The sequence below is a fragment of the Pseudomonas sp. S09G 359 genome (assembly GCF_002843605.1).
GTDB lineage: Bacteria > Pseudomonadota > Gammaproteobacteria > Pseudomonadales > Pseudomonadaceae > Aquipseudomonas.
On sequence record NZ_CP025263.1, the window covers coordinates 4,426,480 to 4,453,199 of the forward strand.

Genomic DNA, 26,720 nt, shown 5'->3' on the forward strand with positions numbered 1-26,720 from the left:
CCATGCCTCTTTAAATTACCCATCACGCGTCACTGCCGGGCAACTTTGCAGTTGCCACAGGTGACAACTTTTAACCGCAACATGTTCAGCGAAAAGACAGCCGCCCTGTGACAGCCTCTTGTTTCACTGCGGCTATTCGCCAATACGTTGCGCCTAATTAATACAAGATTGCCAACAGCGCCCATGGTGAATGAAGTGGTTGACCTTACCCTGACCAAACCGCGCCCGCGTCGACGCTTTTTCAAGCGCTGGCCAGCCCTCGGCCTGGGGATTGCGGTGGTCGCCCTGCTGCTCACCGGCAGCCTGTTCTGGCCCTCTTCGCCACGCGACCTGGGCATCGGCAATCGCCTGCTGACCTCCCAGGTGTTGCCCCTGTGGCGCGACGGCGACCTGATCGTACTGGTGCGCCATGAAGAACGCTGCGACCGTTCGACCAACCCTTGCCTGGGGCCGGTGGAAGGCCTGACGATCAACGGCAGCGAACACGCCGACAACCTCGGCAAAGCCTTTAAAACATTGGGCATGGACGCCAGCGACGTACTCGCCAGCCCGGCCATTCGCACCGCCCAGACCCTGCGCTTCATGTTCGGCAAAAACGAGGTCACTTCCGGCGAGAAAGCCGTGTGCGGCGCCGCCATGGGCGAGGAGTTGCTCAGCCACAAGGCCCCCGGGCGTAACCTGGTTTTCGTCACTCACAGCGGCTGCATCGCCGACTTCGAAGCCACCCTGGGCTTTCCCCGAGCGGCCTTCCCCGAGTACGGCAGCGCGCTGTTCGTGCAGGTGTTGCCGCATGGCAAATTCAAGGCCCTGGGCATCGTCAACAACGCGCAATGGCCCGCCGCGCTAAAGCAACTCTAAACACCTCCTAACCCGCCGCCACGGCCTATGTTCAGCAAAAAGACAGCCATGTTCTGGCATGTTTAGTTGCGCCTTTTAATTAAGGACGTCATGAATATTTCCTGTCACTCAATGAACGTTGTGATGTATTGCACTATTACTTTATTACTTCAAACAGTTGTTTTTAAACGTCAAGGAGCGACGTTGTGATAACCCGATTAAAACCCTTGCCACTATTGCTACTGGCCTTCGCCGCGTTTTACCTGTTGCCCCTCGGCCTGCATGGTTTGTGGATACCCGACGAAACCCGCTATGCCCAGATCAGCCAGGAAATGCTGCTGAGCGGCAACTGGGTGGCGCCGCACTTCATGGGCATCCGCTATTTCGAAAAACCGGCCGGCGGTTACTGGCTGATCGCCCTGGGCCAGGCCGTGTTCGGCCAGAACCTGTTCGGTGTTCGCATTGCCTCGGCGCTGACCAGCGGCCTGAGCGTGCTGCTGGCCTATCTGCTCGCCCGGCGCCTGTGGAACGACCCGCGCAAGAGCTGCGCCTGCGCCCTGCTCTACCTGAGCTTCGGCCTGGTGGCCGGGCAAGCCGGGTATTCCAACCTCGATCCGCAATTCACCTTGTGGGTCAACCTGAGCCTGGTCGCGCTGTGGTTTGCCCTGGATAGCCACACGACCCGCGGTCGTCTGTGGTCATGGGCAGTGGTGGGCCTGGCGTGCGCCATGGGCTTCATGACCAAGGGTTTCCTGGCCTGGGCGTTGCCGGTGTTGATTGCCGTGCCCTACATGCTCTGGCAACGGCGCCTGGGTGAGTTGCTGCGCTACGGCCCGCTGGCTGTAGTGGTGGCAGCCTTGGCGTGCGTGCCGTGGGCACTGGCGATCCACCTGCAGGAACCGGACTTCTGGCGCTTCTTTTTCTGGAATGAACACATTCGCCGCTTCAGCGCCGACGACGCGCAACACGTGCGGCCCTGGTGGTTCTTCCTGCCGATCATGGCGGTGGCGTGCCTGCCGTGGGCCGGGCTATTGCCCAACACCCTGCACAAGGCCTGGGCAGAAAAACGCCAGCCGGCAATCACTTTCCTCGCCCTGTGGCTGCTGTTGCCGCTGGGGTTGTTCAGCCTCAGCAAGGGTAAACTGCCGACCTACATCATGCCGTGCCTGCTGCCGCTGGCGCTGCTGATGGGGCATAACCTGATCGATCAACTCAGCCAGGTCAAAGCCCGCGCGCTGTGGCTCAATGGCCTGCTCAATGTCGCGATCGGCATGGCGGCCATGATTGGCCTGATCTACCTGCAACTCACCAAGCCGCTGTACGGCCATGGCCTCGCCGAGATGTTCAGCCTGTCGCTGGCCTTTATCGTGCTGCTGGTGTGGGTGCTTGCCAACCTGCTGCAAGCCTTTCGCCCGCTGACGTTGTGGGCGTTGCCGACGCTGGGTATCGGCGTGCTGGTGATCCTGCTGCCGGCGAGCATGCCAGCGCAGATCGCGGATAACGAAATGCCCGATCAGTTCGTGCTCGAGCATCTGGACGAGTTGCAACAGACCCACGCGCTGCTGGCGAATGCCCTGGAAAATGCCAGCGCCATGGCCTGGCGCCTGCACCGAACCGACGTGGCGCTGTATGACACCGAAGGCGAGTTGCGCTACGGCCTGCAATACGCCGGCGCAATGAAGCGCAAAGTCGAGTTGGACCAGGTTCAAGCCTGGCTGAACGACGCACGCCAACACGGCTCGGTTGGCGTGCTAATGCGGATCAACAGCACCAGTGAAATGCGCGAGGCCGGGCAATTGCCGCCAGGGGGGAAACGCTATTCCAAGGGGTATCTGCAGCTGATTATCTACCCGCAGCTGCGATGATGCGGCGCCTTGGGGCGCGCCGGATGCTCCTGACCGTTCGACTAACCTGCGTACAGCTGCCACCCTGCGTTTACTCGCGTCCGATGGCAGTGGGTCAGTCAATATTTCTGTTACTGATCCACCGCATTCGCGAGCAAGCCCGCTCCCACATTTTTGACCCAGTACGAGGCAAAAAACCGGTCGGCTCTAAGGCCGCCGCGCTGTGCTGTTTGATTTTGATCTTAGGCGCCCCGTTAAACACCCTGACCCAACCCTAGATCCGACGCCGGCGGTTGAGCTGAGGAATAGCGGTCTGAGCCACTTCAACCCGTTGCACCTGAGCCGCACAACACCCCGCCAACTGCGCCACCGTCGGCTGGCTAAACACCATCCGCGCATCCACCTCCAACCCCGCCTTACGCAACCGCGCCACCAGATTCACCGCCAACAACGAATGCCCACCCAACTCAAAAAAGTGGTCATGCCGCCCCACCCGCTCCAACTTCAACACCTCAGCCCATACCCCGGCCATCACCCCTTCCACCTCGCCTATCGGTGCTTCATACACCCGGCTCACCACCGCCTCCAACCCCGGCTCCGGCAAGGCCTTGCGATCAAGCTTGCCGGCCGGGTTCAGCGGCAACACCTCAAGTTGCACAAACGCCGCGGGCACCATGTACTCCGGCAACTGCTCCAACACATGCGCGCGCAACGCGTCCAGGCTCGGTGCCGCAGCCCGCGTGGTGAAATACGCCACCAGCCGCTCATCACGAATCAACACCGCCACCTCACGCAGCGCCGGATGCGCCAGCAGGCGCGACTCGATTTCCCCCAGCTCCAGGCGCACACCGCGCAGCTTGACCTGGAAGTCATTGCGCCCGAGGAATTCCAGGTTGCCGTCAGGCAGGTAACGCACCAGGTCGCCAGTGCGATACAGCCGATCACCAGCCACGAACGGGCTGTCGATAAAACGCTCGGCGGTCATCTGCTCCAGGCCCAGATAGCCGCGCGCCACGCCAACCCCACCGATATGCAACTCGCCGCTGACACCCAGCGGCACGGGCGCGCCGTGTGCATCCAGCACATACAACCGCGTGTTGCTGATCGCGCGGCCAATCGGCAATTGCCGCGCGGGCACGCGGGCGCCGGGCTCCAGGGTCCAGGCGCTGCTGTCCACCGTGGCTTCGGTGGGGCCGTACACGTTATGCAAGCGCACCGTCGGCAGGCGCGCCTGCACGCCAAGGGCCAAGGCTTCGGTGAGTTCGCCGCCGCCGCACAACAGGTCAGTGAGGCTGGTGCACAGGGCGGACTCTTCCAGCTCCAGAAACTGCTGCAACATCGCCGGCACGAACTTGATCACGGTGATTTGCTGCTCGCGAATCACCTGCGCCAGGTACGTCGGCTCGCGGTGCCCATCGGGCCGCGCCAGCACCAGGCGCATGCCATTGGTGAGCGGCCAGAACAGCTCCCACACCGAGCCGTCGAAACTGAACGGCGCACGCTGCAGCAACGCGCCGCCTTCGGCATTCGGGCAGAGCCGGGAGCCCCAGTGCATCAGGTTGCCCAGGCCGCGATGCGCAATCATCACGCCTTTGGGCGTGCCGGTGGAGCCCGAGGTGTACATCACATAGGCCAGGTTGGCCACGCTCAGCCCCGGCACCAACGGGTTACCCGTCGGTGCATGGCCCCAGGCGCAGTGGTCGAAATCGATCAGCGGGATCGTCACCTCACCCGGCAACTCGCGGGTGGCGGCGTGTACCAGCAGCGCCACCGGCTGGCTGTCGTGCAGCATGTAGGCCAGGCGTTCGCGCGGGTAACCCGGGTCCAGCGGCACGTAGGCGCCGCCGGCCTTGAGGATCGCCAGCAAGCCCACCACCAGGTCCAGCCCGCGTTCGACACACAGCGCCACCCGCGCATCCGGCTGCACGCCGCGCTCGCGCAGGTAATAGGCGAGCTGGTTGGCCCGTTCGTTGAGCTCGCGGTAAGTCAGTTGCCGCTCGCCAGCCTGCACCGCGATGGCGTGGGGATTCAGCCGCACATGGGCTTCGAACAACGCGTGCACGGTGAGGGCATCGGGGTAGTCGGTGGCGGTGGCGTTAAAGTCCACCAGCTGGGAGTGCAGCTCGCTGGCGGGCAATACCTGCACCTCGTGCAACGGCCGTTGCGGGGTGTTTTCCAAGGCATCCGCCAAGCCATTGAGCACCGTGTCGAGGTAGCCAAGCAGGCGTTCGGCACCCACCTCACGCGGGGCCTTGGCCTTGAGCTGAAAGCCGCTGCCGATGTCGTCCACGGTGAGCATCAGCGGGTAACTGAGGATATCTTCACTGCTGAGCAAGGCGATGCCGGGCACCAGCTTCAGCGCAGGGTCGGCGGCGGTGTGACGGTAATTGAGCAGGCTGTTGAACAGCGGCGCCGTGCTGCTGCATCGCTGGGCCAGGGCGAGCGAGGCTTGCTCGTGGGCGAGCAAGGCACTGAGCTGGCGATGGGTGTCGTGCAGCGCATCCACCACGGTCTGCCCAGCCAGGCACAGGCGCAACGGCAAGGTATTGATGAACATGCCCAGGGCCCGGTCAGCGCCCTCGCCCGCTTGCAGGCGGCCGAGCAATACGGTGCCGAACACCACGTCATCGCGACCGGCCACACGGCTGAGGACCTGCGCCCAGGCCAGGTGGAACAGGCTGGCGGCGCTGACGCCAAGGGCACGCGCCTGGGTCCGCAGGCGATGGTTGAGAGCAGCGCTCACGGGCTGCTCGAAGGCCTCGATGTTGGCGCGATCGGCCTGGCGTTCCTGAAGACCAAAGGCCAGGGTCGGCTCATCGATATCCGCCAGACGCTCGCGAAAGAACCCCTCATGGGCGGCCAACCGCGCCGGCAGGCGGGCTTGCGCGACCACGTTGCGATACGGCACCGGCGCCGGCAGCTGCGCTTGTTCACCAAGCAGATGGGCGCGGATTTCATCCACCAGCACACCGGTCGAGGTGGCGTCGTTGACCAGGTGATGGAAACGCAGCCGCGCAACCCAGCGCTGCGGCTCTTCGGCGTAATCCAGGGCCATCAGCGGCGCCTGGCGCAGGTCCAGCGCGGCACCGTCGTCGCGCAGCGGTTCGACGCGTAGCCGGGCGTGGCGCCACACGACTTGCATCGGCTGCTCGAGGGCGTCCCACGCCAGGCTGGTGCGCAGGATGTCGTGGCGGTCGATCACCTGTTGCAGGGCTTGGGCGAAGGCGTCCAGCTGCTCACGGCGCGCAAAGCTGAACAGCGCGTGTTGCTGATACGGATCCCGCGCGTCAGTGAGGTGGTGGTAAAGCAAGCCTTCCTGCAAAGGCGCGAGTGGATAGATCTCCTGCACATTCGCGGCACCACCGGGTACGCCGGCGACGATGCGATCCAGGCTCGGCTGGTCGAGGTCGGCCAGGGCCAGCATGTCAGGCGTGATGCGGGTGCAATCCACCGGCACCCGATTGGCCGGTACCGCCACCTCGGTGCCCTCACTGACTGCCGCCAGCGCCGCCAACGTCGGTTGACCGAACAGCACCTGCACATCCGCGTGCAGGCCCGCCTGGCGCATGCGTTGCACCAGCTGCACGGCCAGCAACGAATGCCCGCCCAACTCGAAAAAGTGGTCATGCCGCCCCACCGACTGCACCTGCAACAGCTCGGCCCAGATCTGCGCCAGGAGCGTTTCCACGCCCTCGCGCGGCGCTTCGAACAGGCGCGTTACAAAGGCTGCCTGAGTCGGTGCCGGCAAGGCCTTGCGGTCGAGTTTGCCGTTGGCGGTCAGGGGCAACGCGTCGAGTTTCACATAGGCCACGGGCAGCATGTAGTCCGGCAACGCGGCTTGCAGATGGCTGCGCAGGGCTTCGATCGTCACCGCATGATGCGGGATGTACCAGGCCTGCAACTGCCCTTCGCGGTACTGCACCACGGCTTCCTTGATTGCCGGGTGGCTGGCCAGTGCCGATTCGATTTCGCCCAGTTCGATGCGCACGCCACGGATTTTCACCTGGTCGTCATTGCGCCCGAGGTATTCCAGGTTGCCGTCCGGCAGCCAGCGCGCGAGGTCGCCACTGCGGTACATTCGACCGCGGTTGAACGGGTCATCGAGGAAGCGTTCGGCGGTCAATTCGGGGCGGTTCAGGTAACCGCGCGCCACGCCTTTTCCGCCGATGTAGACCTCCCCCGGCATGCCAATCGGCACCGGGCGCTGCTGCGCGTCCAGCAGGTACACCGTGGCATTCGCGATGGGCCCGCCGATATGCAGCGGCCGGCCCACCTCGACACGGCCGGAGGTGGCGACCACCGTGGCTTCGGTGGGACCGTAGTTATTGATCACGTCGAAGGTCTGCGCCTGCTTGAACCCTCGCAGGCGGTCGCCGCCGATCAGCAAGGTCCGCAGGGTCGGGTGGTCCAGGCCTTGGCTGAAGGCGTACTCGGCCACCGGCGTCGGCAGGAAACTCACCTGCAACGGCTGGCTGCGCCACCAGCCCAGCAGCGCGTCGAGATCTTCCGCGCCATCGTGGGCCGGCGGCAGGTGCAGGGTCGCGCCCACGCACAGTGCCGGCCAGACCTCCCAAGCCATCGCATCAAAGCCAAACCCGGCCACGCTGGCGGTGTGGCTGCCGGCGTGCAGGTCGAAGGCCTGGCAGTGCCAGTCCACCAGGTTGACCACCGTGTGGTGCTCCACCATCACGCCTTTGGGCAGGCCGGTGGAACCGGAGGTGTAGATCACGTAGGCGAGGTTCGTGGGCGTGACGGCCACGCGTGGGTTGGGGCCGAGGTCGAAGGTCGGGCGGTCCAGCACGATCACCGGCACATCCAGCGCGGGCAGGCGCGGCAGCAGCGCCTGTTGGGTCAGCACCACCACCGGCGCGCTTTCCTGCAGCAAGTAATGCAGGCGCTCAGCGGGATGGGCCGGGTCCACCGGCACATAGCAGGCGCCGGCCTTGAGCACCGCCAACAACCCCACCAGCGTGTCAGGCCCGCGCCGCGCCAACACCGCCACGCGATCATCCGGCTGCACGCCGCGCTCGAGCAGTTGCTGGGCCAGGGCATTCGCCTGTTGGTTGAGTTGAGCGTAAGTCAGTTGCCGGCCCTGCTGCACGACGGCCACAGCATCCGGCGTACGCATCACCTGGGCTTCGATGCGCGCGTGCAGGGTATGCGGCGCAACGGTGGGCTGCGCGGTGGCATTCCAGCGTTGCAGCTGGGCCTGTTCGGCGGGCGTGACCAGGGCAAACTCGCCCACCTGCAGCGCCGTATCGTCCAGGCCTTGCTCCAACAACCCGATCAAGCGCCGCGTGAGCGCCTGCACCTCGTCGTGCTGAAAGTACGCCTCGTTGTACACGCAATGCAGGCACGCCGTGGCCTGGTAGCGGTTGCTGCGCAGGTGGATGGCGATGGGCAGCGGCTCATAGTGGTTGGAGACCTTGACCGCCCGCGCCTGCACCTGGCCGAAGCGCAGGTCATGGTCGTCCTGCTCGAACGACACCGACAGGTCAAACAGCTGGCCGCGATCGCTGCGCCGCAGGCCGAGCTCACGGTTCATCTCGCTCAACGGGAAACGCTGGTGGCGAAAGTCCTGCTTGAGCTGGTCACGCACACCGCGCACCAGCGCGCTAAAGGGCAACTGCTCGCTGAACTGAAAACGCACCGCACTGACTTGGGCAAACAACCCGACGGTGCCACGAAACGCCGCGTTGGAGCGGTTGAGAATCGGCAGGCCAACCACCCACTCATCGCGTTGGTGAGCACGGGTGAAGTACACATACATTGCCGCCAGCAACACATGAAACGCCGACGCCTGATAACGCTGGGCCACGTGCTCCATGCGCCTGAGCAGCTCGACCGCAAACGGCTCTACCAACGTGTTGCTGGGTGCCTGCGCGGTGTGCCGGGGGACCAGCAACGGCTCGGGCAGCGCCTGGTATTTGCCGAGCCAATAGGCCCGGTCGCGGGGGTAACGCGCGGAGTGGTGGTAGTGCTGGTCGGCGTGAATAAAGTCGGTATAGGAGGCTGCCACCGCGTCCACCGGCCGGCCCTGCTCCAGGGCGCTGTACAGCTGCGCCAGCGATTGCAGCATCTGGCCGAACCCCCAGCCGTCGAGGATCAGGTGGTGGGCCTGGGTGCCGAGGCGGTAGTGGGTGTCGTCGAGTTTGACCAGGAAAAACCGGAACAGCGGCGCGCCTTCCAGCACATAGGGCCGGGCCATTTGCGCATGCATCAAGGCCTGGCTCGCGGCCTGCGGGTCGGGCAGTGCCGAGACGTCATGCACAGGCACCTCCACCACCATGGCGGGGGCAAAGACCTGGCGCGGCAAACCGTCGGCATCGCTGTGCAACTGCGTGCGCAACGCATCGTGCCTGGCCACCAATTGCTCGACGGCGCGCTGGATCAGCTCGGGCACCACGGCCCCGGCGAAGTCCACATAGCCGCCGATGTTGTACAGCGGCGAGTCGCCCGCGCGCAGTTGGTCGAGCCAGACGTCCTGCTGGGCGGCGGTAAGAGGGAAGCTGGAGGAGTGCTTCATAAGATCCTTCTCATGGTCAGGCATTGGCCGCGCAGGGACGGCGAAATGGCCGGATTTGAGCATGGGCTCCGGGGGCGGTCTGACACCCGAAACCCGGACATCCAAAGCGATGGAAACGGGCTTGGCTGAAGGTTCACTGCTGAAACGATTAAAGGGCTGTAGGAGATTGGCTATAACTGGCCGATGTCGGATTTTTTAGAACGTTTTTTAAAATATAAATTTACGTTAAATATCAACTAGTTAAATAAATATAAAGGCTATTTTAAAATTTTCTTCGCCGGAATTGCATGTCAGAAACCTCGAATTAATGACGATGTTTTTATGGCACGTTGTGTCCCTCGTTTCTGCTACATACGTAGGACGAATCCCCAGGCTAAATACACTCTCGAGTGCCGACTCTGCTTCATGAGGAACGGATCGCCCCGCAGAGGCCCAGGGAGTTTGTGACGGTTTTCGACATCAAGGATGAGATGGCTATGAGTTTGACGAGCAGTATGAACAACACGCACAGCCCGCATTTTTATGCCGAAATGGGTGAGTTGATTTCCAGCAGCGGCCAGGCGAATTTTGCCGCCCACATGTTGAACCTGGTGGATAAATGGGTGCCGATCCACCTGGTGGATCTCAGTGAGTGGACCCTCGACGAGCTGCGCGACCGCGTGCTCGACATCACCTTGCTCGGCAGCGCCGGCCAGAAGCAGGACCTGCCTGCGCCCCTGAGCTTGCCTTCGATCAATGATCACCCCCTGCTGCGCGACATGCTCGGTATGCAAGACCCGCTGCTGATCCAGCTCAAGGCCAAGGCCGACAGTGCGCACCCGCGAGGCACCTCGCACCAGTGCAACCTGGTATCGCGCCAGGGCAACCGGCGCTATGTAATTTCGTTCTACCGCCCGCCCGCCCAGCGCGGGTTTTCCTTGGCCGAATTGTCGTTTCTCAAGTGTTTATCGGACACCCTGCTGCCGCTGATCGAGTGCCACGCCCAGAGCCTGCGCCAGGTACCGCAGACCGAGGCCGCGCCGGCTCACACGTTGCTGGAGCAATCGCAGTTGCAACGTGAGTTCTACAAGCGCCTGTCACTGGGTGACATCACCCTGTCGGCGCGGGAGCAGGAGGTGTGCCTGGGCCTGTTGACCGGCGGCACCGTGCCGCAAATGGCGGAAAAACTCAGCGTGAAAAACAGCTCCATCGAGACTTACCTCAAGCGCGCCGCCGCCAAGCTGGGCGTGAGTGGTCGGCATGGCCTGGCCAAATGGATGGTGGGCGCTTGATGAAGAGTCACACGTTGACCACTGTCGGCCTGGCCTGGATGCTCGGCGGTTGCTCGCTGATCCCCGAATACCAGCGGCCCGTGGCCCCTGTGCCGGCGCAGTACCCCCAAGGCGGGGTGTATCGCACTGCGCCCACCTCGGACTGGCAAGGCGTGTTCCACGACCCGGCACTGCAGCAGTTGATTGACACGGCCCTGATCAATAACCGCGACCTGCGGGTGGCGACGCTGAACGTCGAGGCGTTCCAGGCGCAGTACCGTATCCAGCGCGCCGACCTGTTCCCGGCGGTGTCCGCCACGGGCGCCGGCAAGCGCCAGAGGTTGCCGGGGGATGTGACCGGCACCGGCAAGCCCGCGATCACCTCCAGCTATTCCGCCACGTTGGGCATCAGCGCCTATGAACTGGACTTGTTCGGCCGCGTGCGCAGCCTCAGCGAACAGGCGATGCTCACCTACCTGGGCACCGAACAGGCCCGGCGCAGTGCACAACTGAGCCTGGTGGCCAACGTCGCCAACGCCTACCTGACCTGGCGTGCCGACCAGGAGCTGCTGGCACTCGCCCAACAAACTCTGGCCGCCGACGAGCACAGTTGGCAACTGACCTCGCGCAGCAAAACCGCCGGCAAGGCCTCGGCGCTGGACGTGGTGCAGGCGCGCACCAGCGTCGAAAGCACCCGCGCCAGCGTGGCCCGTTATGCACGCCAGGTGGCGCAGGACCTCAACAACCTCACCTTGTTGGTGGGCGGCGCGGTGGATGAACATCTGCCGGCGCGGCCCTTGGCCACTGATTTGGTCGCGCGCGTGCCCGCCGGGCTGCCATCTGACCTGCTGCAGCGCCGCCCGGATATCCTCCAGGCCGAGTACCAACTGCAAGCCGCCAACGCCAATATCGGCGCGGCCCGTGCGGCGTTTTTCCCGTCAGTCACCCTCACCGCCAACGCCGGCAGTGCCAGCACCGAACTGTCAGGGCTGTTCAAGGGCGGCTCGGGCACCTGGACCTTCCAGCCGCAGATCAACCTGCCGATCTTCAACGCCGGCAGCCTGCGCGCCAGCCTCGACTACGCCAAACTGCAAAAAGACATCGGCGTGGCGCAGTACGAACAATCCATCCAGACCGCCTTCCAGGAAGTCGCCGACGGCCTCGCCGCCCGCCAGACATTCACCGACCAGCTCGACGCACAACGGGATTTTGTCGCCGCCAACCAGGCCTATTACGACCTGGCCCAACACCGCTACCGCAGCGGCGTGGACAGCAACCTCACGTTCCTCGACGCCCAGCGTTCACTGTTCAGTGCCCAGCAGGGGCTGATTGTGGATCGACTGGCGCAGCTGGTGGCGGAGGTGAATTTGTATACCGCGTTGGGCGGCGCCTGGGGGCAAGCGCCGGCGCTGACGGCCAAGGCTTACTGATAGGGAATCAAGCGATCGTGGTCGAGGTCGCGCATCAGCTCGCCAAGCATTTCACTTTCGCTGCGCGGCTCGGCCATGGGGATGTACCAGGTGGTGGCGGTCCAGCCGCCGCGCTTGTAGGCATAGGATTTCAGCAGTTCACCGTCCTTGTACAACGTGCCGTGCAACTGACGCTCATAGGTGTAGGGAATCGGCACGGTCAGCAGCGTCAGCGCGCCGAGTACGGCCGGCAGCACCCCGGCGCCTTTGCCGCCGCTCTGGTCCAGGCGCAGGCTGTAGCCGGTCTTGCTGAAACCACCGTCGAGGAAACTGAAGGCGCCGGTGCCACGCAGTACCTGGATGACTTCACGCTGCTTTTGCTCATCGAAGCGCGACGCGGCCGGCGGCAGGCTCACGCTCATCGGCACATAGGCGCGCTCGGCCTTGTAGTCCAGCGGTTTGAGGGCGGTGCTGCAACCACTGAGCAACAGCACACCGGCCAACAGGCTGATTCTGATCATTGCGCGCTCTCCACCGGCAGCAGGCCATCGCGTTGTACATCCTGGGCAAACGCGCGGGCGATGCGCGTGCTGTTTTCTTGCTGCATGCCGCCGATACCATCGAGCAGCCAGCTGTATTTATGGGTGACGTTGCGGTAACGGTACTGCTTCAACGACTTGCCATCCTGCTGCAGGGAAAACTCTGTGGTGGTGTCGATGCTCACCGACAACGGCAGCAGAAACAGGGTCGCCGCGCTCAGCAGCACCACGGGGAACGGCGGCATGTCGCGCTGCACGTCGGAGCGAATCAGCACTGAATAATCCCCGGGCTTGCCCATGCCGGCTTCGACGCTGCGAAATATCCCGGTTTCGCGCAGCTGGTTACGCACCTGCGCGGCATTCTCCGGGTCATCGACCATCACATGGATCGGCTTGAGGTAGTCCTTGCCATCGGGCAACGTGCGCTCGGGCAAGGTGTTGGTGCTCGCGCAACCAGCCAGCAGCGCCACGGCGCCAAGGGTCATACAGCGGTTCATGGGCGACTCTCTTGAAGGGTGTTCTGACCCGCACCGCCAGGCAGCGGCGCGATGATGTACGGGGCGGCGCTGCGATAATCCAGCGGCAGCAACTGCAGGCTCGGCAAGCCCGGCACCGACTGGCGCGCGAGCGGTTCGTCGCGACCTAGCTGGTCACGCCAACGGAAGGCGCACAGGGATGCACCGAGGCACAGCGAGCGGAATTCGCCGAGGTAATAGGCCTTGCCGGCCTGCAGGCGCAGCGGCAGGTTGAATTTCTCCCGCGCCTGGCGCGAGATGTAAGTGGTGCCCAAGGTCGGCGAGTAGTTGCTGGAGAAGAACTGGAAATCGTAGAACTCGTAATCCCCAGGCTTGAGCGCCAGCACGAACACGCTGGCGGCGCCGTCCTTGTCCTGCACATCCTGCGGCGTTTCGCGCCCGGCGCCTACCCACACACCGGCCGCGCCATACGCGGAACCGCGCTTGCGAAACAACAGGCGTTGGTTGGGTGCGGGTGAGGCAGTGAGGCTCTGCGGGCCGATGGAGCCCACCAGGTAAGCCACCGGCTCGGTAGGGCCGGGTTGCAGCGGCTGGCTGACCAGCGAGGCGGGTTGCGTGCCGCACCCGGCCAGCGCGGTCGCCAGCAAAAATACGGCCAATGGCCTGGAAAAACGAAGCATGTCGAATCCTGAACGCGGGCAAAAAGGAAGCTGCAAGCGCAACAGGACACACATGCGATGCCATCCTGGCGCTGCGCCTCACGTCATTGTGAGGCGCGCGCATGGTACGGCAGGGTGAGGGGTTTTGGCCAGGCGGCCTAAGGTTTGCGCTGTGCCACCCGCCAAACGGTGTTGCCCACATCATCCGCCACCAGCAACGCACCCTGCCCGTCCAGGGTCACGCCCACCGGCCGGCCCTGGGCTTCGCCGCTGGCATTGAGGAAGCCGGTAAGGAAGTCCACCGGGGTACCCGCTGGCTTGCCGTCCTTGAATGCGATGAACACCACCTTGTAGCCCGCCTGCGGGTTGCGGTTCCACGAGCCGTGCTCGCCGACAAACACGCCATTGGCAAAGGCCGCCGGCATGCCTCGCGCATCGGAGAAGGCCAGGCCCAGGGGCGCAACGTGGGTGCCCAAGGCGTAGTCAGGCGCGATGGCCTGGGCGACTTTATCCGGGCGCGGCGGTTGCACGCGCACGTCGACATGGCCGCCGTAGTAGCTCCACGGCCAGCCATAGAAGGCGCCGTCCTGCACTGAGGTGAGGTAGTCGGGCACCAGGTCGCTGCCGATTTCGTCGCGTTCGTTGACCACCGTCCACAGCTGCGTGGTACCGGGTTTCCACGCCAGGCCATTGGGGTTGCGCAGGCCGCTGGCGAACAGGCGTTTTTCGCCGCTGGCGACGTTCAGTTCCCAGATGGCGGCGCGGCCTTCTTCGGCGTCGAGGCCGTTTTCGCCGACATTGCTGTTGGAGCCCACGGTGATGTACAGCCGCGTACCTTCAGGGTTGGCCAACAGGTTTTTGGTCCAGTGGTGGTTGATGCCGGCGGGCAAGTCGGTGACTTTCACCGGCGTCGCGTCGATATGCGTCTGGCCTGGGGTATAGGGCACCTTGACCACCGCGTCGGCGTTGCCGATGTACAGCTCATTGTCCACCAGCGCCATGCCGAAAGGCGACGTGAGGCCGCTGAGGAATTCGCTGCGCACTTCGGCGTGCCCATCGTGGTCGGCATCGCGCAGCAAGGTGATGCGGTTGGCACTCGGGGTGTCGGCACCGACGCGGCTCATTACAATGCCCATTGCCGTGCTACGCGCCCAGGCGACCACGCCGCTGCCGCCGTCGGTCGCGCCTTCGGGCATCGGCGGGTGGTTGCTTTCGGCGACCAGCACATCGCCATTGGGCAGGGTGTAGACCCAGCGCGGGTGGTCGAGGTTGTCGGCCAGGGCGGTGACCGTGAAGCCTTCCGGCGCGGTAGGTTGCACATGCTCGGGCCAGCCGACCGCCTTGGAAACTTTGAGCGTGGGGATCAGCGAGGTGCTGGGTTCCGGCAGTTGGGGCATGGGCCCGACACCGGCCTGGAATGGCAGATTGGCGGATTCACCGCAGGCGGTGAGAGCAGCAGAAGCGGTGATCAAGAGCGCAAGGCGGCTCGGGAAAGTCATGGTTGAAACCTCGAAAAAAATCCCGGGGGAGTATTGCGCGATGGGGGCTGGTTAAACACCGGAGCTGACGCAATAGAGTGTTAACCGGGGGGCACGAATGCTAAGGATAGTGGGTTTTCGTCAGACCGCTGGTGCGCAGGCTTACGCTGGCTTGCCTGCGATGCAGGCAGCTCGGCTCAGCAGATAAACCGAGGTGATGCCATCGCAGGCAAGCCAGCTCCCACATTTGATCATCTGCACCCTGGAAATCGTGCCCGGCCGCCCAGGGCTGGCAACAGAGCATTCCTCTGTGGCGAGGGAGCTTGCTCCCGTTGGGCTGCGCAGCAGCCCCTGTAAAGACCAGCTCGTTTTTTCAGGCACGACGCGTTTACCGGTTCAGGGGCCGCCTGCGCATGAGCCCGGCGCTTTTTGTGGGAGCTGGCTTGCCTGCGATGCAGGCAACTCGGTCCAGCAGATAAACCGAGGCGATGCCATCGCAGGCAAGCCAGCTCCCACATTTGCTCGCCTGCACCCTGGAAATCGTGCCCGGCCGCCCAGGGCTGGCAACAGAGCATTCCTCTGTGGCGAGGGAGCTTGCTCCCGTTGGGCTGCGCAGCAGCCCCTGTAAAGACCAGCTCGTTTTTTCAGGCACGACGCGTTTACCGGTTCAGGGGCCACCTGCGTATGAGCCCGGCGCTTTTTGTGGGAGCTGGCTTGCCTGCGATGCAGGCAACTCGGTCCAGCAGATAAACCGAGGTGATGCCATCGCAGGCAAGCCAGCTCCCACATTTGCTCGCCTGCACCCTGGAAATCGTGCCCGGCCGCCCAGGGCTGGCAACAGAGCATTCCTCTGTGGCGAGGGAGCTTGCTCCCGTTGGGCTGCGCAGCAGCCCCTATAAAGACCACCGCGTTTTCTCAGGAACGACGTGTTTACCGGTTTTGGGGCCGCTTCGCGGCCCAACGGGAGCAAGCTCCCTCGCCACGAAAAAGCGCTTCAAGGGCCGGTATCACCAACTTCCCATCGCCAGGCTGTGCGGCGAAAATTCCGCGAACTGCCATCTCAACGCCAGGGCTGCCGGGCGGCGTACCACCTGTTCGACGGTGAGCGTCCATAACCGCTGTGCACCCTCGAACCTGGCCACTTCTGGCCCGTCGAGAATCAGCGAGGTACGCCCGGCAACCTGCAGCACCTCCCCCGAGGCAAAGTCGATAAACAGCAGGCCCGCCACCGGGTTTGCGTGCAGGTTGCCCAAGGTGTTGAAGAACAGATTGCCGGCAAAGTCGGGGATGGTCAGCACGTTGCCCTCCACGCGCACAAAACCGCTATTACCGCCACGATGAGAAACGTCCACCGAGCGTTCGCCGTCCACATCGACGTAGCTGGCGACGAAGAAGGTGTCGGCGTTGCGGATCATGGCTTGCGCGGTGGCGTCCAGGCCGCTGCTGCGTTCGGCCAGGGTGCCGGGTTTGCGCGCGATACCATCCACGGGCCGCAGTTGGATGTATTTGGGGCAATTGCCGAAGGTGTGCACCACGTCGACGGCAAAGCCGTCGTGACCCAGGCGGCCGATGCGCCCGTTCATGCGGTTGCGGCGGCGGGTATTGAGGTCGATACCCAGCAGGCCGACGCTGGCGCCGCGACGCAAGCCGGAGCGTGCCGGGTCGCTGCGGGACGGCAAGCTGTCGACTTGCAAAACCAGGGGATCGGGCGAATGGGCAAAGCCCGGCGCGCCTTCCAGTATCGTCGCCCAGGGAACCCCCTGCTCATCTACCACACCCAGCAGCAGGTAGGGCAACAAGGGATAGAAGTCGCGGTGCTGCTCGGGCAGGTGATCACGAATCACCTTGGGGCCGATCACCGCCATGCGCTCGGCGGCGCCGGCGCTTTCCTGCAACTGGCGTTCGCCTTGGTGCCACGGGGACTGTTCGATGGGGTTCATGGTGCTCACCTCCGTTTGGATGAACGTATGCTGCGCCCCGCCAGCCGACGACGGAATAGCCACGCCAGGCAATCCACTGTTACGCCAACTGAAATGCCGGATGCTCACGCAAGGCTGCCACGCAATGGTCGACAAAACTGCGCACGCGCATCGGCGCGTTGCGCCCCTCGCGGTACACCACGTGCAGGGGCAAGGGCGGTGACTCGAAGTCCGGCAGCACACGACACAACTGGCCGCTGAGCAGGTATTCATGCAGCGGGTAGCTGAGGCAGCGAATCAACCCGGCGCCCTGCACGGCCGCATTGATCGCGCCTTGCACCGTGGCGCAACTCAAGCGCGCGTGGCCCTTGAACTGACAACCTTGAAAAGCCCATTGCACCTGCCCGGCACTGGCGATCAGGTGATGTCTCTCGAGGTCGCCGGGATGTCGAGGTTCGCCATGGGCCGCGAGGTACTCCGGGCTGGCACACAGAATCGGCCGCACCTGCCCTACCCGCCGCGCAATCAGGGTTGAGCTGGGCAACTCGCCGACCAGGATCGCCACGTCCAGCCCCTCTTCGTGCAGGTTGGGGTAGTAGTCATGGTAGCGCGCCTCCAGGCGCACATCGGGATAGCGCTCCAGGTAGCCGGCCAAAACCGGCGCCATCACATAGCGGCTGAACAGCAGCGGCAAGAATACCCGCAGGTTGCCCTGCGCCTCATCGTGCAGGCCCTTGGCCGAAGCTTCGGCGGCGGCCACGGCGGCGAGCAGGCGCAGGCAGTCGGCCAGGTAGGCGTGGCCGGCGTCGGTCAGGCTGGCGCCGCGCGTGCTGCGTGCCAGCAATGTCACATGCAGGCGTGCTTCCAGGCGGGCCACCGCGCGCATCAGGGTCGGGCCCGACACCTGGGCACGGCGCGCCGCCGAGGCCAGGCTGGGTTGCCCGGCCAGCGCGGCGAACAGGTGCATATCGCGATAACGCTCCATCAACCGCGCCGCTTCATCGCCGGGTTCAGGCTGGCGTCCTGGCCGAGGCGATGGCTGAGAAAATCCACAAAGGTGTTGATCTTGGCCGGCACCCGCGAGCTTTTCTGGAACACCACCTGGATCGGCAGCGGCGCCGGCTCGAAATCCTCGAGCACAATCTCCAGTTCACCGGCCGCCACCGCCGCCGCCACTTGATACGACAGCACTCGCGTCATGCCCCAGCCCAAACGCGCCAGGTTGATCGCCGCATTGTTTGCGGTGACCACCAGGCGCGGCTCAATCGCCACGCTCAACGGCTGGCCATCTTCGACAAACTGCCACTCACTCACCAGTTGGCTGGAGGATGAGGTGGCGATCTTGGCTTCGCGCAACTGCGACGGATGCCGGGGCCGACCGTGCTGGTCGAGATACGCCGGCGCCGCGCACACCACCCGACGCACTTCGCCGACCTTGATCGCCTGCTGCCCCGGCTCATGCAGATGGCCGATGCGCACGGCCACATCAACCCCCTCATCGGTCATGTTGACCACGCGGTCGACCAGTAACGCGTTGATATTCACCAAGGGGAAACGGTCGAGGTAATCCCCCAGCGCCGGCGCCACATACAGCTCGCCAAACAGCACCGGCGCGGTCACCGCCAGATGGCCGCAGGGAATCGAATAACTGCCCGCCGCCGCCTCCTCCGCCTCATCGAGGTCGGCGAGGATGCGCCGGCAGTCTTCCAGATAACGCTGGCCGGCTTCGGTCAGATGCAGGCTGCGGGTGGTACGCGCCAGCAATTGGGTGCCGATGCGTGCTTCCATGGCGGCGATGGCCCGGGTCACGCTGGGCGGCGAGGTTTTCAGGCGGCGCGCGGCGGCGGCAAAGCCCTCTTCCTCGGCCACGGCCAGGAACACCTGCATTTCATGGAATCGGTCCATCGGCAGCCCTCTCGAAGGTTAGTGTGTTTGCAACCCCACCGCCGTGCGCGGCATGCCCACAAACCCAGGCAATGCTTCGATGCTGGCCAGCCAGGCGCGCACGTGAGGGTAGTCGGCCAGCGACACATTGCCTTCCGGCGCGTGGGCCACGTAGGTGTAAAAGGCGATATCGGCGATGCTCGGCTGTTCGCTGGCCAGGAAGCGGCTGTTGCGCAACTGCTGCTCCACCAACTGCAACAAAGCATGGGAACGGCTGATAGCGGCGTGGGTGTCGACCTGGGCACCAAACACCAGGGCCAGGCGTGCAGCGGCGGGGCCTGCGTGCAGTTGCCCGGCGGCGGCCGACAGCCAACGCTGTACGCGGGCCAGGCCCTCAGGGTCGCTGGGCAGCCACTGGCCTTTGCCGTATTTGCTGGCCAGGTAGACCAGGATCGCATTGGAGTCCGCCAGCACGGTGCCGTTGTCGTCAATCGCCGGCGCTTGGCCGAAGCTGTTGAGCGTGGCGATAAAGTCGGGCGCTTTCTGCGCGCCTTGCTTGAGGTCCACCAGGATAAATTCCCGCGGCAAGCCCAACAGCGAGAGCATCAGCTCGACGCGATGGGAGTGGCCGGACAGTGGAAAACCATAATGTTTGATCGCAGGCTGAGACATGAGCGGCTCCAAGGGGTGGGGTTTCGAGGCTTCGCATGTTCCGCCGCTGCGCTGATCGAAGGAATCACCAGGATTTACAATCCAGCATTTCAGCCACTGAAACAATCATTCGCCAAACAATTCCATGATCAGGTTGAACAGCGTGGTCTTCACCGCGCTGTCCAGCTCGGTCCAGGCCAAGCCGGTACTGGCCTCGAACCCACCCAGCTCCAGGTGCCGCGACACACAATTGGCCGGCAACGCCCGCGCCGCCTGCAACGGCAACACGCCCACACCCAGCCCGGCAGACACCAGCGCGAGCATGGTGGTGAATTCGCCCAGCTCCGACGCGATCTCCAGGGTAATGCCCAGGGCCTGGATAAATTCATCGTAGAAGCCCGGTGCGTAACGCCGCGCCAGGATGTACACCGGCACGTCCATCAGGTCGGCAGGCTGAAGAGTCTGCTGGGCCGCCAGCGGATGATCGATCGGTAACGCCACGCAGAAACTCTCATGCAGCACCGCGCGGGTGTGCACGCCGGGGTAGGCGGCGGGCAGGCGCATCAGGCCGAAATCCAGCTGGCCGTTCTTCAACGCGGCGGCTTGGTCGGGGCCGGGCATGTCCTTTAGTTCCAGCTCGATACGCGGGTAACGCTGGTGCACAGCGCGGATCAACTGCGGCAACAGGTTCGGCAACACCGAGGAGACAAACCCCAGGCGCACCCGGCCGATTTCCCCACGGCTGGAGGCCCGCGCCGCATCCGCCGCGCGGGCGGCCTGGTGCAAGGTGGCCTGGGCTTCGGGCAGGAATACCCGCCCGGCTTCGGTCAGCGTGACCGAGTGGCGATTGCGGTCGAGCAAGCGCACGCCCAAGCCGCCTTCCAGCAATTTGATCTGCATGCTCAACGCCGGCTGCACAATCGACAGCTGCGCCGCGGCCCGGCCGAAATGCAGCTCTTGGGCCAATATCACAAAGGCGCGTAAGTGCTTGAGCTCCATCAAGCCCTCCTGGTTATCACGGATATTGATCAACCGATCATAAATGAACATTGGACCCACACCCTACTCTGCGCTGAAGTGAAGTCCAGCCACTCGAACATGAAAGTGTTTTGTTTATCACCGTGCGCCAGGAGATTCAGGCCCCATGCAAAGCGTTTTAGACAACTTCCGCCTCGATGGCCGGCTCGCGCTGGTCACCGGTTCCAGCGCCGGTATCGGCCTGGCCATTGCGCGCGGCCTGGCCCAGGCCGGGGCGCGGGTGGTACTCAACGGGCGTAACCGCAGCACCTTGCGCGATGCCGCCGCGCTGCTGACATTGGAAGGCCTGGAGGTGCACACCCAGGCGTTCGATGTCACCGACAGCACGGCGATCCAGGCCGCCGTGGCGGCTATCGAAGAACGCCTCGGCCCGCTGGAGATTCTGGTCAACAACGCCGGCATGCAGCGGCGCGGGCCGCTGGAAGACTACAGCGAGCAGCACTGGCGCGAACTGATCAGCACCAACCTCGACAGCGCGTTCCTGGTGGGCCAGGCCGTGGCGCGGGCGATGATCCCGCGCAAGCGTGGGCGTATCATCAATATCTGCTCGGTGCAGAGTGAACTGGGGCGCCCGGGCATCGCGCCGTACGCGGCGAGCAAGGGCGCGTTGAAAATGCTCACCAAGGGCATGGCGATTGATTGGGGCCCCCATGGGCTGACCGTCAACGGTATCGGCCCGGGCTACTTCAAGACCGAACTGAACGCCAACCTGGTGGCCAACCCCGAGTTCAGCGACTGGCTGGTACAACGCACGCCGAGCCGGCGTTGGGGCGATGTGGCCGAACTGGCCGGCGCCGCCGTATTCCTCGCCAGCGACGCCGCGAGCTTCGTCAACGGCCATATCCTCTACGTCGACGGTGGCATCACCGCGTCACTGTAATCCCGGAGAACCTTATGCACGCGATTGTCTGCCATGCCTCGAAAGACCTGCGGGTGAGCCCCCAGGACGAAGCCCCAACCCTCGCCCCCGAGCAGTTGCGCGTGCGCATCGCCCGGGGCGGTATCTGCGGCTCGGACTTGCATTACTACCAGCACGGCGGCTTCGGCACCGTGCGCCTGCGCGAACCGATGGTGCTGGGCCATGAGGTGTCGGCGGTAATCGACGCGGTGGGTGCAGACGCCGGGCTGTTCAAGGTCGGCCAGCGCATTGCGGTGTCACCGTCACGCCCGTGTGGCGGCTGCCGGTATTGCCATCAAGGCCTGCCGAACCATTGCCTGAACATGCGTTTCTACGGCAGCGCGATGCCCTTTCCGCATATCCAGGGTGCGTTTCGCCAGAGCCTGGTGATTGAGACGCACCAGGCCCATGTGTTGGCCGATCACGTCAGCCTTGCTGAAGGCGCACTGGCCGAGCCGTTGTCGGTGGGTTTGCATGCGATCCAACGCGCCGGGGCGGTATTCGGCAAACGCGTGCTGGTGACCGGCTGCGGCCCCATCGGCAACCTGCTGATCGGCGGTTTGCGCGCGGCCGGCGCGGCTGAAATCGTCGCTGTGGACCTGTCCGCCAGCGCCCTCGCCTGCGCCGAAAAAATGGGCGCCACGCGCACCCACAACATCGCCGACGGCGCCGATGCACTCAAACGCTACAGCGCTGAAAAGGGCTATTTCGATGTGATGTTCGAGGTCTCCGGCAGCGCCCAGGCCTTGCGTAACGGCCTGGAATGCATCGCCCCGCGAGGCGTGCTGGTCACGGTTGGGTTGGGCGGGGATGTGTCGTTGCCGCTGAACCTGCTGGTCAGCCGCGAGATTGACTTGCGCGGCACCTTCCGCTTCCACAGCGAATTTGCCCAGGCGGTGGATCTGCTCAATCGCCGGATCATCGACGTGCGCCCGGTGATCTCGCATACCGTGCCATTTGAACAGGCGGTACAGGCATTTGAACTGGCGGCGGATAAAACCCAGGCGATGAAAGTGGTGCTGGATTTTGGTGTCGCGGACCTGCCCTGATCACCAGCCCGGCCTGGGCACAAAAAGCCTTGTTATGCCCACAATGCCGAGTCAACCTCCTGTGGCGAGCGGGCTTGCCCGCGTTGGGGTGCGCAGCAGCCCTAAAACCAGGCGCCAAGACAGGCCTGATACACCGCATGCGTCAATGCAGGGGCCGCTTCGCGCCCCAACGCGGGCAAGCCCGCTCGCCACAGGTGACGGGCCCGATAACAAGTGGCAAGCCCGCTCGCCACAAATGAACCTCAGGCGCGCTCTTCGAGCCTGAAACGCAAGAACCGATGGCTCGCGGAAAACAACCGCCGGTAGATTTGAACTGGCGGCGGATAAAACCAAGGCGATGAAAGTGGTGCTGGATTTTGGTGTCGCGGACCTGCCCTGATCACCAGCCCGGCCTGGGCACAAAAAGCCTTGTTATGCCCACAACGCCGAGTCAACCTCCTGTGGCGAGCGGGCTTGCCCGCGTTGGGGTGCGCAGCAGCCCTAAAACCAGGCGCCAAGACAGGCCTGATACACCGCATGCGTCAATGCAGGGGCCGCTTCGCGCCCCAACGCGGGCAAGCCCGCTCGCCACAGGTGACGGGCCCGATAACAAGTGGCAAGCCCGCTCGCCACAAATGAACCTCAGGCGCGCTCTTCGAGCCTGAAACGCAAGAACCGATGGCTCGCGGAAAACAACCGCCGGTAGATTTGAACTGGCGGCGGATAAAACCCAGGCGATGAAAGTGGTGCTGGATTTTGGTGTCGCGGACCTGCCCTGATCACCAGCCCGGCCTGGGCACAAAAAGCCTTGTTATGCCCACAACGCCGAGTCAACCTCCTGTGGCGAGCGGGCTTGCCCGCGTTGGGGTGCGCAGCAGCCCTAAAACCAGGCGCCAAGACATGCCTGATACACCGCATGCGTCAATGCAGGGGCCGCTTCGCGCCCCAACGCGGGCAAGCCCGCTCGCCACAGGTGACGGGCCCGATAGCACGTGGCAAGCCCGCTCGCCACAAATGAACCTCAGGCGCGCTCTTCGAGCCTGAAACGCAAGAACCGATGGCTCGCGGAAAACAACCGCCGGTAGGTGAGCAACACCGCGCCTACGGTGCCCAGGGCCGATGACGCGGCGATCAGGAACATGATCACGATCTGATAGCGCACCGCGTCCACCGGGCTCTCCCCCGCCAGCACCTGCCCGGTCATCATGCCGGGCAGGCTGACGATGCCGACCACGGTCATCTGGTTCAGCGTCGGGATCATCCCGGCGCGTACCGCCTGGCGGATCGCCTCCTGCGCCGCCTCCCAGCGCGAGCCGCCGAGGGCCAGGATCATCTCGATGGTGTTGCGGCCCGAGGTCAATTCCTGGGTCATGCGTTCAATCCCCAGCGACACTCCGGTCAAGGTATTGCCGAGGATCATCCCCAGGATCGGAATTGCATACTGCGGCTCGTACCACGGGTGGATGCGAATCACCGCAAACAACCCCACCGCCGTCACCAGCCACGAACTGCCCCACACCGACAGAATGCTGTCGACCCGTTGCCCGCGGTACGTGCGCCGCCCACGCCCCGCCGCCGACAGGCCGGCGATCAAGGTCATCGCACACATCAAGGGCAACACCACATACCAGTAGGCGAACTCGAATACCCAACCCAACAGATACCCGATGGCCAACAGTTGCACCACGGTGCGCACCGCGGCCCACAGCAACTGGCGGCCCAACCCCAGGCGCAACAGCAGTGACAGCGCGCCGTTGATCAGGATCAGCGAGGCGGCGATGCCCATGTCCAGCGCTGTGAGATTCTGATAGTTCATGCCTGGGTCGCCTCGCTCAAGACACCGGCACTCATGTGCAGGTGGATGGCGCTCATGCGTTGAGCCTGGTCGAGGTCATGGGATACCCAGATATAGGCGCGTGAGGGATCGCCGGCATACCACGCCTCGATCAGCGCTTCCACATCCCGGGATGAGGTGGGATCAAGGGCGGCGGTGGGTTCGTCCAGCAACAGCACTTCGGGGTTGAGCTGCAGGGTGCGGATCAGCGAGACCACCTGGGACTCACCGCCCGACAGGTCACCGGCGTTTTTCTTTAGGAAGTCCGGCGCCTTGCCCGCATGCCCCAGCAGCGTGGTGACCGCCGCCAGATCAAAACGGCGCTGGCGCAGGGTCTTGAGGCTATAGGGCAAACGCAGGTTGTCCTCCACCGTGCCCTCAAGCAGCGCCGGACGCTGGGACAGGTAGCTGATATGGCTGCGGTAGTGCGGGATCTGCGCGTTGGCGATGGGCTGGTTATTCCACACCACCTGCCCCGAAGTGGGCGCATCCAGCAGGGCCAGGGCGCGCAGGAACACGCTTTTACCGGAGCCGGAGGAGCCGGTGATGGACACCCGGTCGGCGGCGTTCAAACTGAAATCGGTGGGCTGCAGCAACAGCACCTGGCGGCGCTCATCCATGCGCGTGAGGGCGCGGGTTTCGATCAGTGCGCTCATGAACGCGGCCTTCCTGTTCGTACGGTTGGGCGCAATGGTGCCGTACGGAGTGCACTGGGTCAAAATGTGGGTGTGTCAGTCACTGATGTATAGACTGATACTCCCTCATCGGGGGCAAGCCCCCTCCCACATTTTGACCCAGTACATCAGGTAAACCGGCGGGCTGTGTGCCGTTACGGCAGCGGCTCGAACTTCAACGCGCTCAAGCTCTGTACCTTGTCTTCACGCACCATCTTGTACTCGGTGTTCGGGCCGATCCAGCGATCCCAGATCGCGTCGATTTCGCCGGCCTTTTCCATCGCCATCAGCGACTCGTTGACCTTGGCCAGAAACGCCGGCTCATCGCGGCGCATGCCTGCGCCGATCGGTTCCAGGGCCATCGGTTCTTTCGCCAGCGCCAGTTCGACACCGCCAGCCTTGGCCTGGTTGACCAGCTTGAGGGCGGTCATGGTGTTGGTCACCAGGCCCACCACCTTGTTCTGCTGCAGGGCCATATACGCCGAGCCGGTGTCCTGGAAGGTCACCGGGGTGGCACCGGCCAGGCGGATCGATTGCTCGGAGGTGGAGCCCTTGGTAGAGCTGATGCGCTTGTCCTTGAAGAAGCTTTTCGGCTGGTCGGCATTCACTGCGCGCACCACCAGGGTTTCCTTGGCTATGTAGTACGGGTCGCTGAACTGGATCTGCTCGGCGCGGGTCTTGGTGTAGGCCAGGTTGGCGAAGATCACGTCGACGCGGCCCATCTTCACTTCCGGAATGCGTGCTTCAACCGACAGTGGCTTGAGTTCCAGGGCCACGCCCATGGTCTTGGCCAGGGCCTTGCACAGGTCGACGTCCATGCCCACCAGCTCGCGGGTTTTCGGGTCTGGCGCGGAGAACGGCGGCACGTCGGCGTATACGCCGCAGCTCAGGGATTGTTTGGCGAGGATGTCGCTCAATTGGTCGGCCTGTGCGCCGGCCATCGCCAATGGACCCAATGCCAGCGCAGTGAACAGATGCTTCATACCCATGGTAAATCTCCAGAAAGTTGGACCAGCAAAATGGCAGAGGGAGCAAAGCCGCCGCAGCTCAGTGGGCCCGCAGGTCGGCGATAAAGCGTTGCGCTCGCGGGTGCGAAGGCTGGGTGAAGAAGGCGTCGGGGCTGCTCTTTTCCAGAATCTGCCCCGCGTCCATAAACCAGATGGTGTCGGCCACTTCACGGGCGAAATTCATCTCGTGGGTCACACACATCATGGTCATGCCATCCTTGGCCAGCCCCTTCATCACGCTCAGCACTTCACCGACCATTTCCGGGTCGAGGGCGCTGGTGGGCTCGTCGAACAGCATCACCGGCGGTTCCATCGCCAAGGCCCGGGCAATCGCCACGCGTTGTTGCTGGCCACCGGAGAGCTGTGCCGGGTAGGCGCCGGCCTTGTGGGCCAGGCCGACGCGGTCGAGCAGCTCCATCGCCTTGGTTTTGGCGGCTGCGCCTTTAAGGTTGCGCAGTTTGTTCGGGGCCAGGGTGATGTTTTCCAGCACCGACAGATGCGGGAACAGGTTGAAGCTCTGGAACACAAACCCCACGCGACTGCGCAGGCGGTTGATCTGCGCATCGGTGCCGTGCACGTCCTGGCCATCGAACAGGATCTGGCCGTTCTGGATGTCTTCCAGGCGGTTGACCGTGCGAATAAGCGTCGACTTGCCCGAGCCCGATGGGCCACACAGCACCACCACTTCGCCGGGTTGTACCTCGGCGGTGATGTCGGTGAGGGCCTGGTATTCGCCGTACCATTTATTGATTTTCGAAAACATGATCAT

20 protein-coding genes are annotated in these 26,720 nt (G+C 64.0%); 6 read left to right on the forward strand and 14 right to left on the reverse strand.

Going from position 1 to position 26,720, the window contains the following annotated elements; all coding sequences use genetic code 11:
- The first annotated feature begins 183 nt into the window (after positions 1 to 183).
- On the forward strand, positions 184 to 858 hold the full coding sequence (locus CXQ82_RS20065) for a histidine phosphatase family protein (RefSeq protein WP_101271956.1): 675 nt from the start codon (positions 184 to 186) through the stop codon (positions 856 to 858).
- 188 nt (positions 859 to 1,046) lie between these two features.
- Complete coding sequence (gene arnT, locus CXQ82_RS20070; RefSeq protein ID WP_101273836.1) at positions 1,047 to 2,702, forward strand: lipid IV(A) 4-amino-4-deoxy-L-arabinosyltransferase; 1,656 nt, start codon at positions 1,047 to 1,049, stop codon at positions 2,700 to 2,702.
- A 253-nt stretch (positions 2,703 to 2,955) separates the two neighbouring features.
- Here arnT and CXQ82_RS20075 read toward each other — a convergent pair whose 3' ends face one another.
- Positions 2,956 to 9,207 (reverse strand): non-ribosomal peptide synthetase, encoded by a 6,252-nt coding sequence (locus CXQ82_RS20075; protein WP_101271957.1) that lies wholly within the window; start codon positions 9,205 to 9,207, stop codon positions 2,956 to 2,958.
- A 476-nt stretch (positions 9,208 to 9,683) separates the two neighbouring features.
- Here CXQ82_RS20075 and CXQ82_RS20080 point away from each other — a divergent pair, with 476 nt between their 5' ends.
- Positions 9,684 to 10,478 carry a helix-turn-helix transcriptional regulator gene (locus CXQ82_RS20080; protein WP_101271958.1) on the forward strand — a complete coding sequence of 265 codons (795 nt, stop codon included), beginning with the start codon at positions 9,684 to 9,686 and terminating at the stop codon, positions 10,476 to 10,478.
- Entirely contained in the window at positions 10,478 to 11,887 is a 1,410-nt protein-coding gene (locus CXQ82_RS20085; RefSeq protein ID WP_157832180.1) for an efflux transporter outer membrane subunit, read from the forward strand. Before CXQ82_RS20080 ends, CXQ82_RS20085 begins: the two co-directional genes overlap by 1 nt.
- Here the strand turns inward: CXQ82_RS20085 and CXQ82_RS20090 are convergent.
- From CXQ82_RS20090 to CXQ82_RS20140, 9 genes are all read right to left on the reverse strand, one after another.
- A complete protein-coding gene (locus tag CXQ82_RS20090) occupies positions 11,881 to 12,387 on the reverse strand; it encodes a hypothetical protein (RefSeq protein WP_101271960.1) in 507 nt (168 codons plus the stop codon). The genes CXQ82_RS20085 and CXQ82_RS20090 overlap by 7 nt on opposite strands.
- Positions 12,384 to 12,902: a hypothetical protein gene (locus CXQ82_RS20095; protein ID WP_101271961.1), complete on the reverse strand. Its 519-nt coding sequence runs from the start codon at positions 12,900 to 12,902 to the stop codon at positions 12,384 to 12,386. The genes CXQ82_RS20090 and CXQ82_RS20095 overlap by 4 nt, the downstream gene beginning before the upstream one ends.
- Positions 12,899 to 13,561, reverse strand: coding sequence for a hypothetical protein (locus CXQ82_RS20100; protein ID WP_101271962.1), 663 nt, complete (start codon positions 13,559 to 13,561; stop codon positions 12,899 to 12,901). The genes CXQ82_RS20095 and CXQ82_RS20100 overlap by 4 nt, the downstream gene beginning before the upstream one ends.
- A gap of 137 nt (positions 13,562 to 13,698) precedes the next feature.
- Positions 13,699 to 15,039: a sorbosone dehydrogenase family protein gene (locus tag CXQ82_RS20105; protein WP_101271963.1), complete on the reverse strand. Its 1,341-nt coding sequence runs from the start codon at positions 15,037 to 15,039 to the stop codon at positions 13,699 to 13,701.
- Positions 15,040 to 16,025: 986 nt separating this feature from the next.
- Positions 16,026 to 16,958, reverse strand: coding sequence for a pyridoxamine 5'-phosphate oxidase family protein (locus CXQ82_RS20120; RefSeq protein WP_101271966.1), 933 nt, complete (start codon positions 16,956 to 16,958; stop codon positions 16,026 to 16,028).
- 79 nt (positions 16,959 to 17,037) lie between these two features.
- Positions 17,038 to 17,922: a LysR family transcriptional regulator gene (locus CXQ82_RS20125; RefSeq protein ID WP_101271967.1), complete on the reverse strand. Its 885-nt coding sequence runs from the start codon at positions 17,920 to 17,922 to the stop codon at positions 17,038 to 17,040.
- The gene (locus tag CXQ82_RS20130; protein WP_101271968.1) at positions 17,922 to 18,842 is read right to left on the reverse strand and encodes a LysR family transcriptional regulator; all 921 of its coding nucleotides are present in this window, start codon (positions 18,840 to 18,842) and stop codon (positions 17,922 to 17,924) included. Before CXQ82_RS20130 ends, CXQ82_RS20125 begins: the two co-directional genes overlap by 1 nt.
- Positions 18,843 to 18,860: 18 nt before the next feature.
- Positions 18,861 to 19,493, reverse strand: a complete 633-nt coding sequence (locus tag CXQ82_RS20135) for a glutathione S-transferase family protein (RefSeq protein ID WP_101271969.1) — start codon at positions 19,491 to 19,493, stop codon at positions 18,861 to 18,863.
- A gap of 105 nt (positions 19,494 to 19,598) precedes the next feature.
- On the reverse strand, positions 19,599 to 20,471 hold the full coding sequence (locus CXQ82_RS20140) for a LysR family transcriptional regulator (RefSeq protein ID WP_101273837.1): 873 nt from the start codon (positions 20,469 to 20,471) through the stop codon (positions 19,599 to 19,601).
- Between the two features lie 145 nt (positions 20,472 to 20,616).
- Here CXQ82_RS20140 and CXQ82_RS20145 point away from each other — a divergent pair, with 145 nt between their 5' ends.
- Together CXQ82_RS20145 and CXQ82_RS20150 are read left to right on the forward strand one after the other, a co-directional pair.
- The gene (locus CXQ82_RS20145; protein WP_101271970.1) at positions 20,617 to 21,390 is read left to right on the forward strand and encodes a glucose 1-dehydrogenase; all 774 of its coding nucleotides are present in this window, start codon (positions 20,617 to 20,619) and stop codon (positions 21,388 to 21,390) included.
- A gap of 14 nt (positions 21,391 to 21,404) precedes the next feature.
- The gene (locus CXQ82_RS20150) at positions 21,405 to 22,457 is read left to right on the forward strand and encodes an L-idonate 5-dehydrogenase (RefSeq protein WP_101271971.1); all 1,053 of its coding nucleotides are present in this window, start codon (positions 21,405 to 21,407) and stop codon (positions 22,455 to 22,457) included.
- 1,000 nt (positions 22,458 to 23,457) lie between these two features.
- On the opposite strand, the gene fetB is transcribed toward CXQ82_RS20150, so the two are convergent.
- The 4 genes from fetB to CXQ82_RS20170 all read right to left on the reverse strand — a co-directional run bounded on the left by fetB (position 23,458) and on the right by CXQ82_RS20170 (position 26,720).
- Entirely contained in the window at positions 23,458 to 24,252 is a 795-nt protein-coding gene (fetB, locus tag CXQ82_RS20155) for an iron export ABC transporter permease subunit FetB (RefSeq protein ID WP_101271972.1), read from the reverse strand.
- Positions 24,249 to 24,926: an ATP-binding cassette domain-containing protein gene (locus CXQ82_RS20160; RefSeq protein WP_101271973.1), complete on the reverse strand. Its 678-nt coding sequence runs from the start codon at positions 24,924 to 24,926 to the stop codon at positions 24,249 to 24,251. Before CXQ82_RS20160 ends, fetB begins: the two co-directional genes overlap by 4 nt.
- 173 nt (positions 24,927 to 25,099) lie before the next feature.
- Positions 25,100 to 25,933, reverse strand: coding sequence for an ABC transporter substrate-binding protein (locus tag CXQ82_RS20165; RefSeq protein ID WP_101271974.1), 834 nt, complete (start codon positions 25,931 to 25,933; stop codon positions 25,100 to 25,102).
- Positions 25,934 to 25,991: 58 nt separating this feature from the next.
- A complete protein-coding gene (locus CXQ82_RS20170; protein WP_177409960.1) occupies positions 25,992 to 26,720 on the reverse strand; it encodes an amino acid ABC transporter ATP-binding protein in 729 nt (242 codons plus the stop codon).

Coding starts and splice junctions, on each gene's coding strand:
- CXQ82_RS20145 (WP_101271970.1), top strand. CDS start 20,617: ATGCAAAGCGTTTTAGACAACTTCCGCCTCGATGGCCGGCTCGCGCTG.
- CXQ82_RS20085 (WP_157832180.1), top strand. CDS start 10,478: ATGAAGAGTCACACGTTGACCACTGTCGGCCTGGCCTGGATGCTCGGC.
- CXQ82_RS20080 (WP_101271958.1), top strand. CDS start 9,684: ATGAGTTTGACGAGCAGTATGAACAACACGCACAGCCCGCATTTTTAT.
- CXQ82_RS20130 (WP_101271968.1), bottom strand. CDS start 18,842: ATGGACCGATTCCATGAAATGCAGGTGTTCCTGGCCGTGGCCGAGGAA.
- CXQ82_RS20140 (WP_101273837.1), bottom strand. CDS start 20,471: ATGGAGCTCAAGCACTTACGCGCCTTTGTGATATTGGCCCAAGAGCTG.
- CXQ82_RS20125 (WP_101271967.1), bottom strand. CDS start 17,922: ATGGAGCGTTATCGCGATATGCACCTGTTCGCCGCGCTGGCCGGGCAA.
- CXQ82_RS20160 (WP_101271973.1), bottom strand. CDS start 24,926: ATGAGCGCACTGATCGAAACCCGCGCCCTCACGCGCATGGATGAGCGC.
- CXQ82_RS20065 (WP_101271956.1), top strand. CDS start 184: ATGGTGAATGAAGTGGTTGACCTTACCCTGACCAAACCGCGCCCGCGT.
- CXQ82_RS20090 (WP_101271960.1), bottom strand. CDS start 12,387: ATGATCAGAATCAGCCTGTTGGCCGGTGTGCTGTTGCTCAGTGGTTGC.
- CXQ82_RS20100 (WP_101271962.1), bottom strand. CDS start 13,561: ATGCTTCGTTTTTCCAGGCCATTGGCCGTATTTTTGCTGGCGACCGCG.
- CXQ82_RS20120 (WP_101271966.1), bottom strand. CDS start 16,958: ATGAACCCCATCGAACAGTCCCCGTGGCACCAAGGCGAACGCCAGTTG.
- CXQ82_RS20075 (WP_101271957.1), bottom strand. CDS start 9,207: ATGAAGCACTCCTCCAGCTTCCCTCTTACCGCCGCCCAGCAGGACGTC.
- CXQ82_RS20170 (WP_177409960.1), bottom strand. CDS start 26,720: ATGATCATGTTTTCGAAAATCAATAAATGGTACGGCGAATACCAGGCC.
- fetB (WP_101271972.1), bottom strand. CDS start 24,252: ATGAACTATCAGAATCTCACAGCGCTGGACATGGGCATCGCCGCCTCG.
- CXQ82_RS20135 (WP_101271969.1), bottom strand. CDS start 19,493: ATGTCTCAGCCTGCGATCAAACATTATGGTTTTCCACTGTCCGGCCAC.
- CXQ82_RS20095 (WP_101271961.1), bottom strand. CDS start 12,902: ATGAACCGCTGTATGACCCTTGGCGCCGTGGCGCTGCTGGCTGGTTGC.
- CXQ82_RS20165 (WP_101271974.1), bottom strand. CDS start 25,933: ATGGGTATGAAGCATCTGTTCACTGCGCTGGCATTGGGTCCATTGGCG.
- CXQ82_RS20150 (WP_101271971.1), top strand. CDS start 21,405: ATGCACGCGATTGTCTGCCATGCCTCGAAAGACCTGCGGGTGAGCCCC.
- CXQ82_RS20105 (WP_101271963.1), bottom strand. CDS start 15,039: ATGACTTTCCCGAGCCGCCTTGCGCTCTTGATCACCGCTTCTGCTGCT.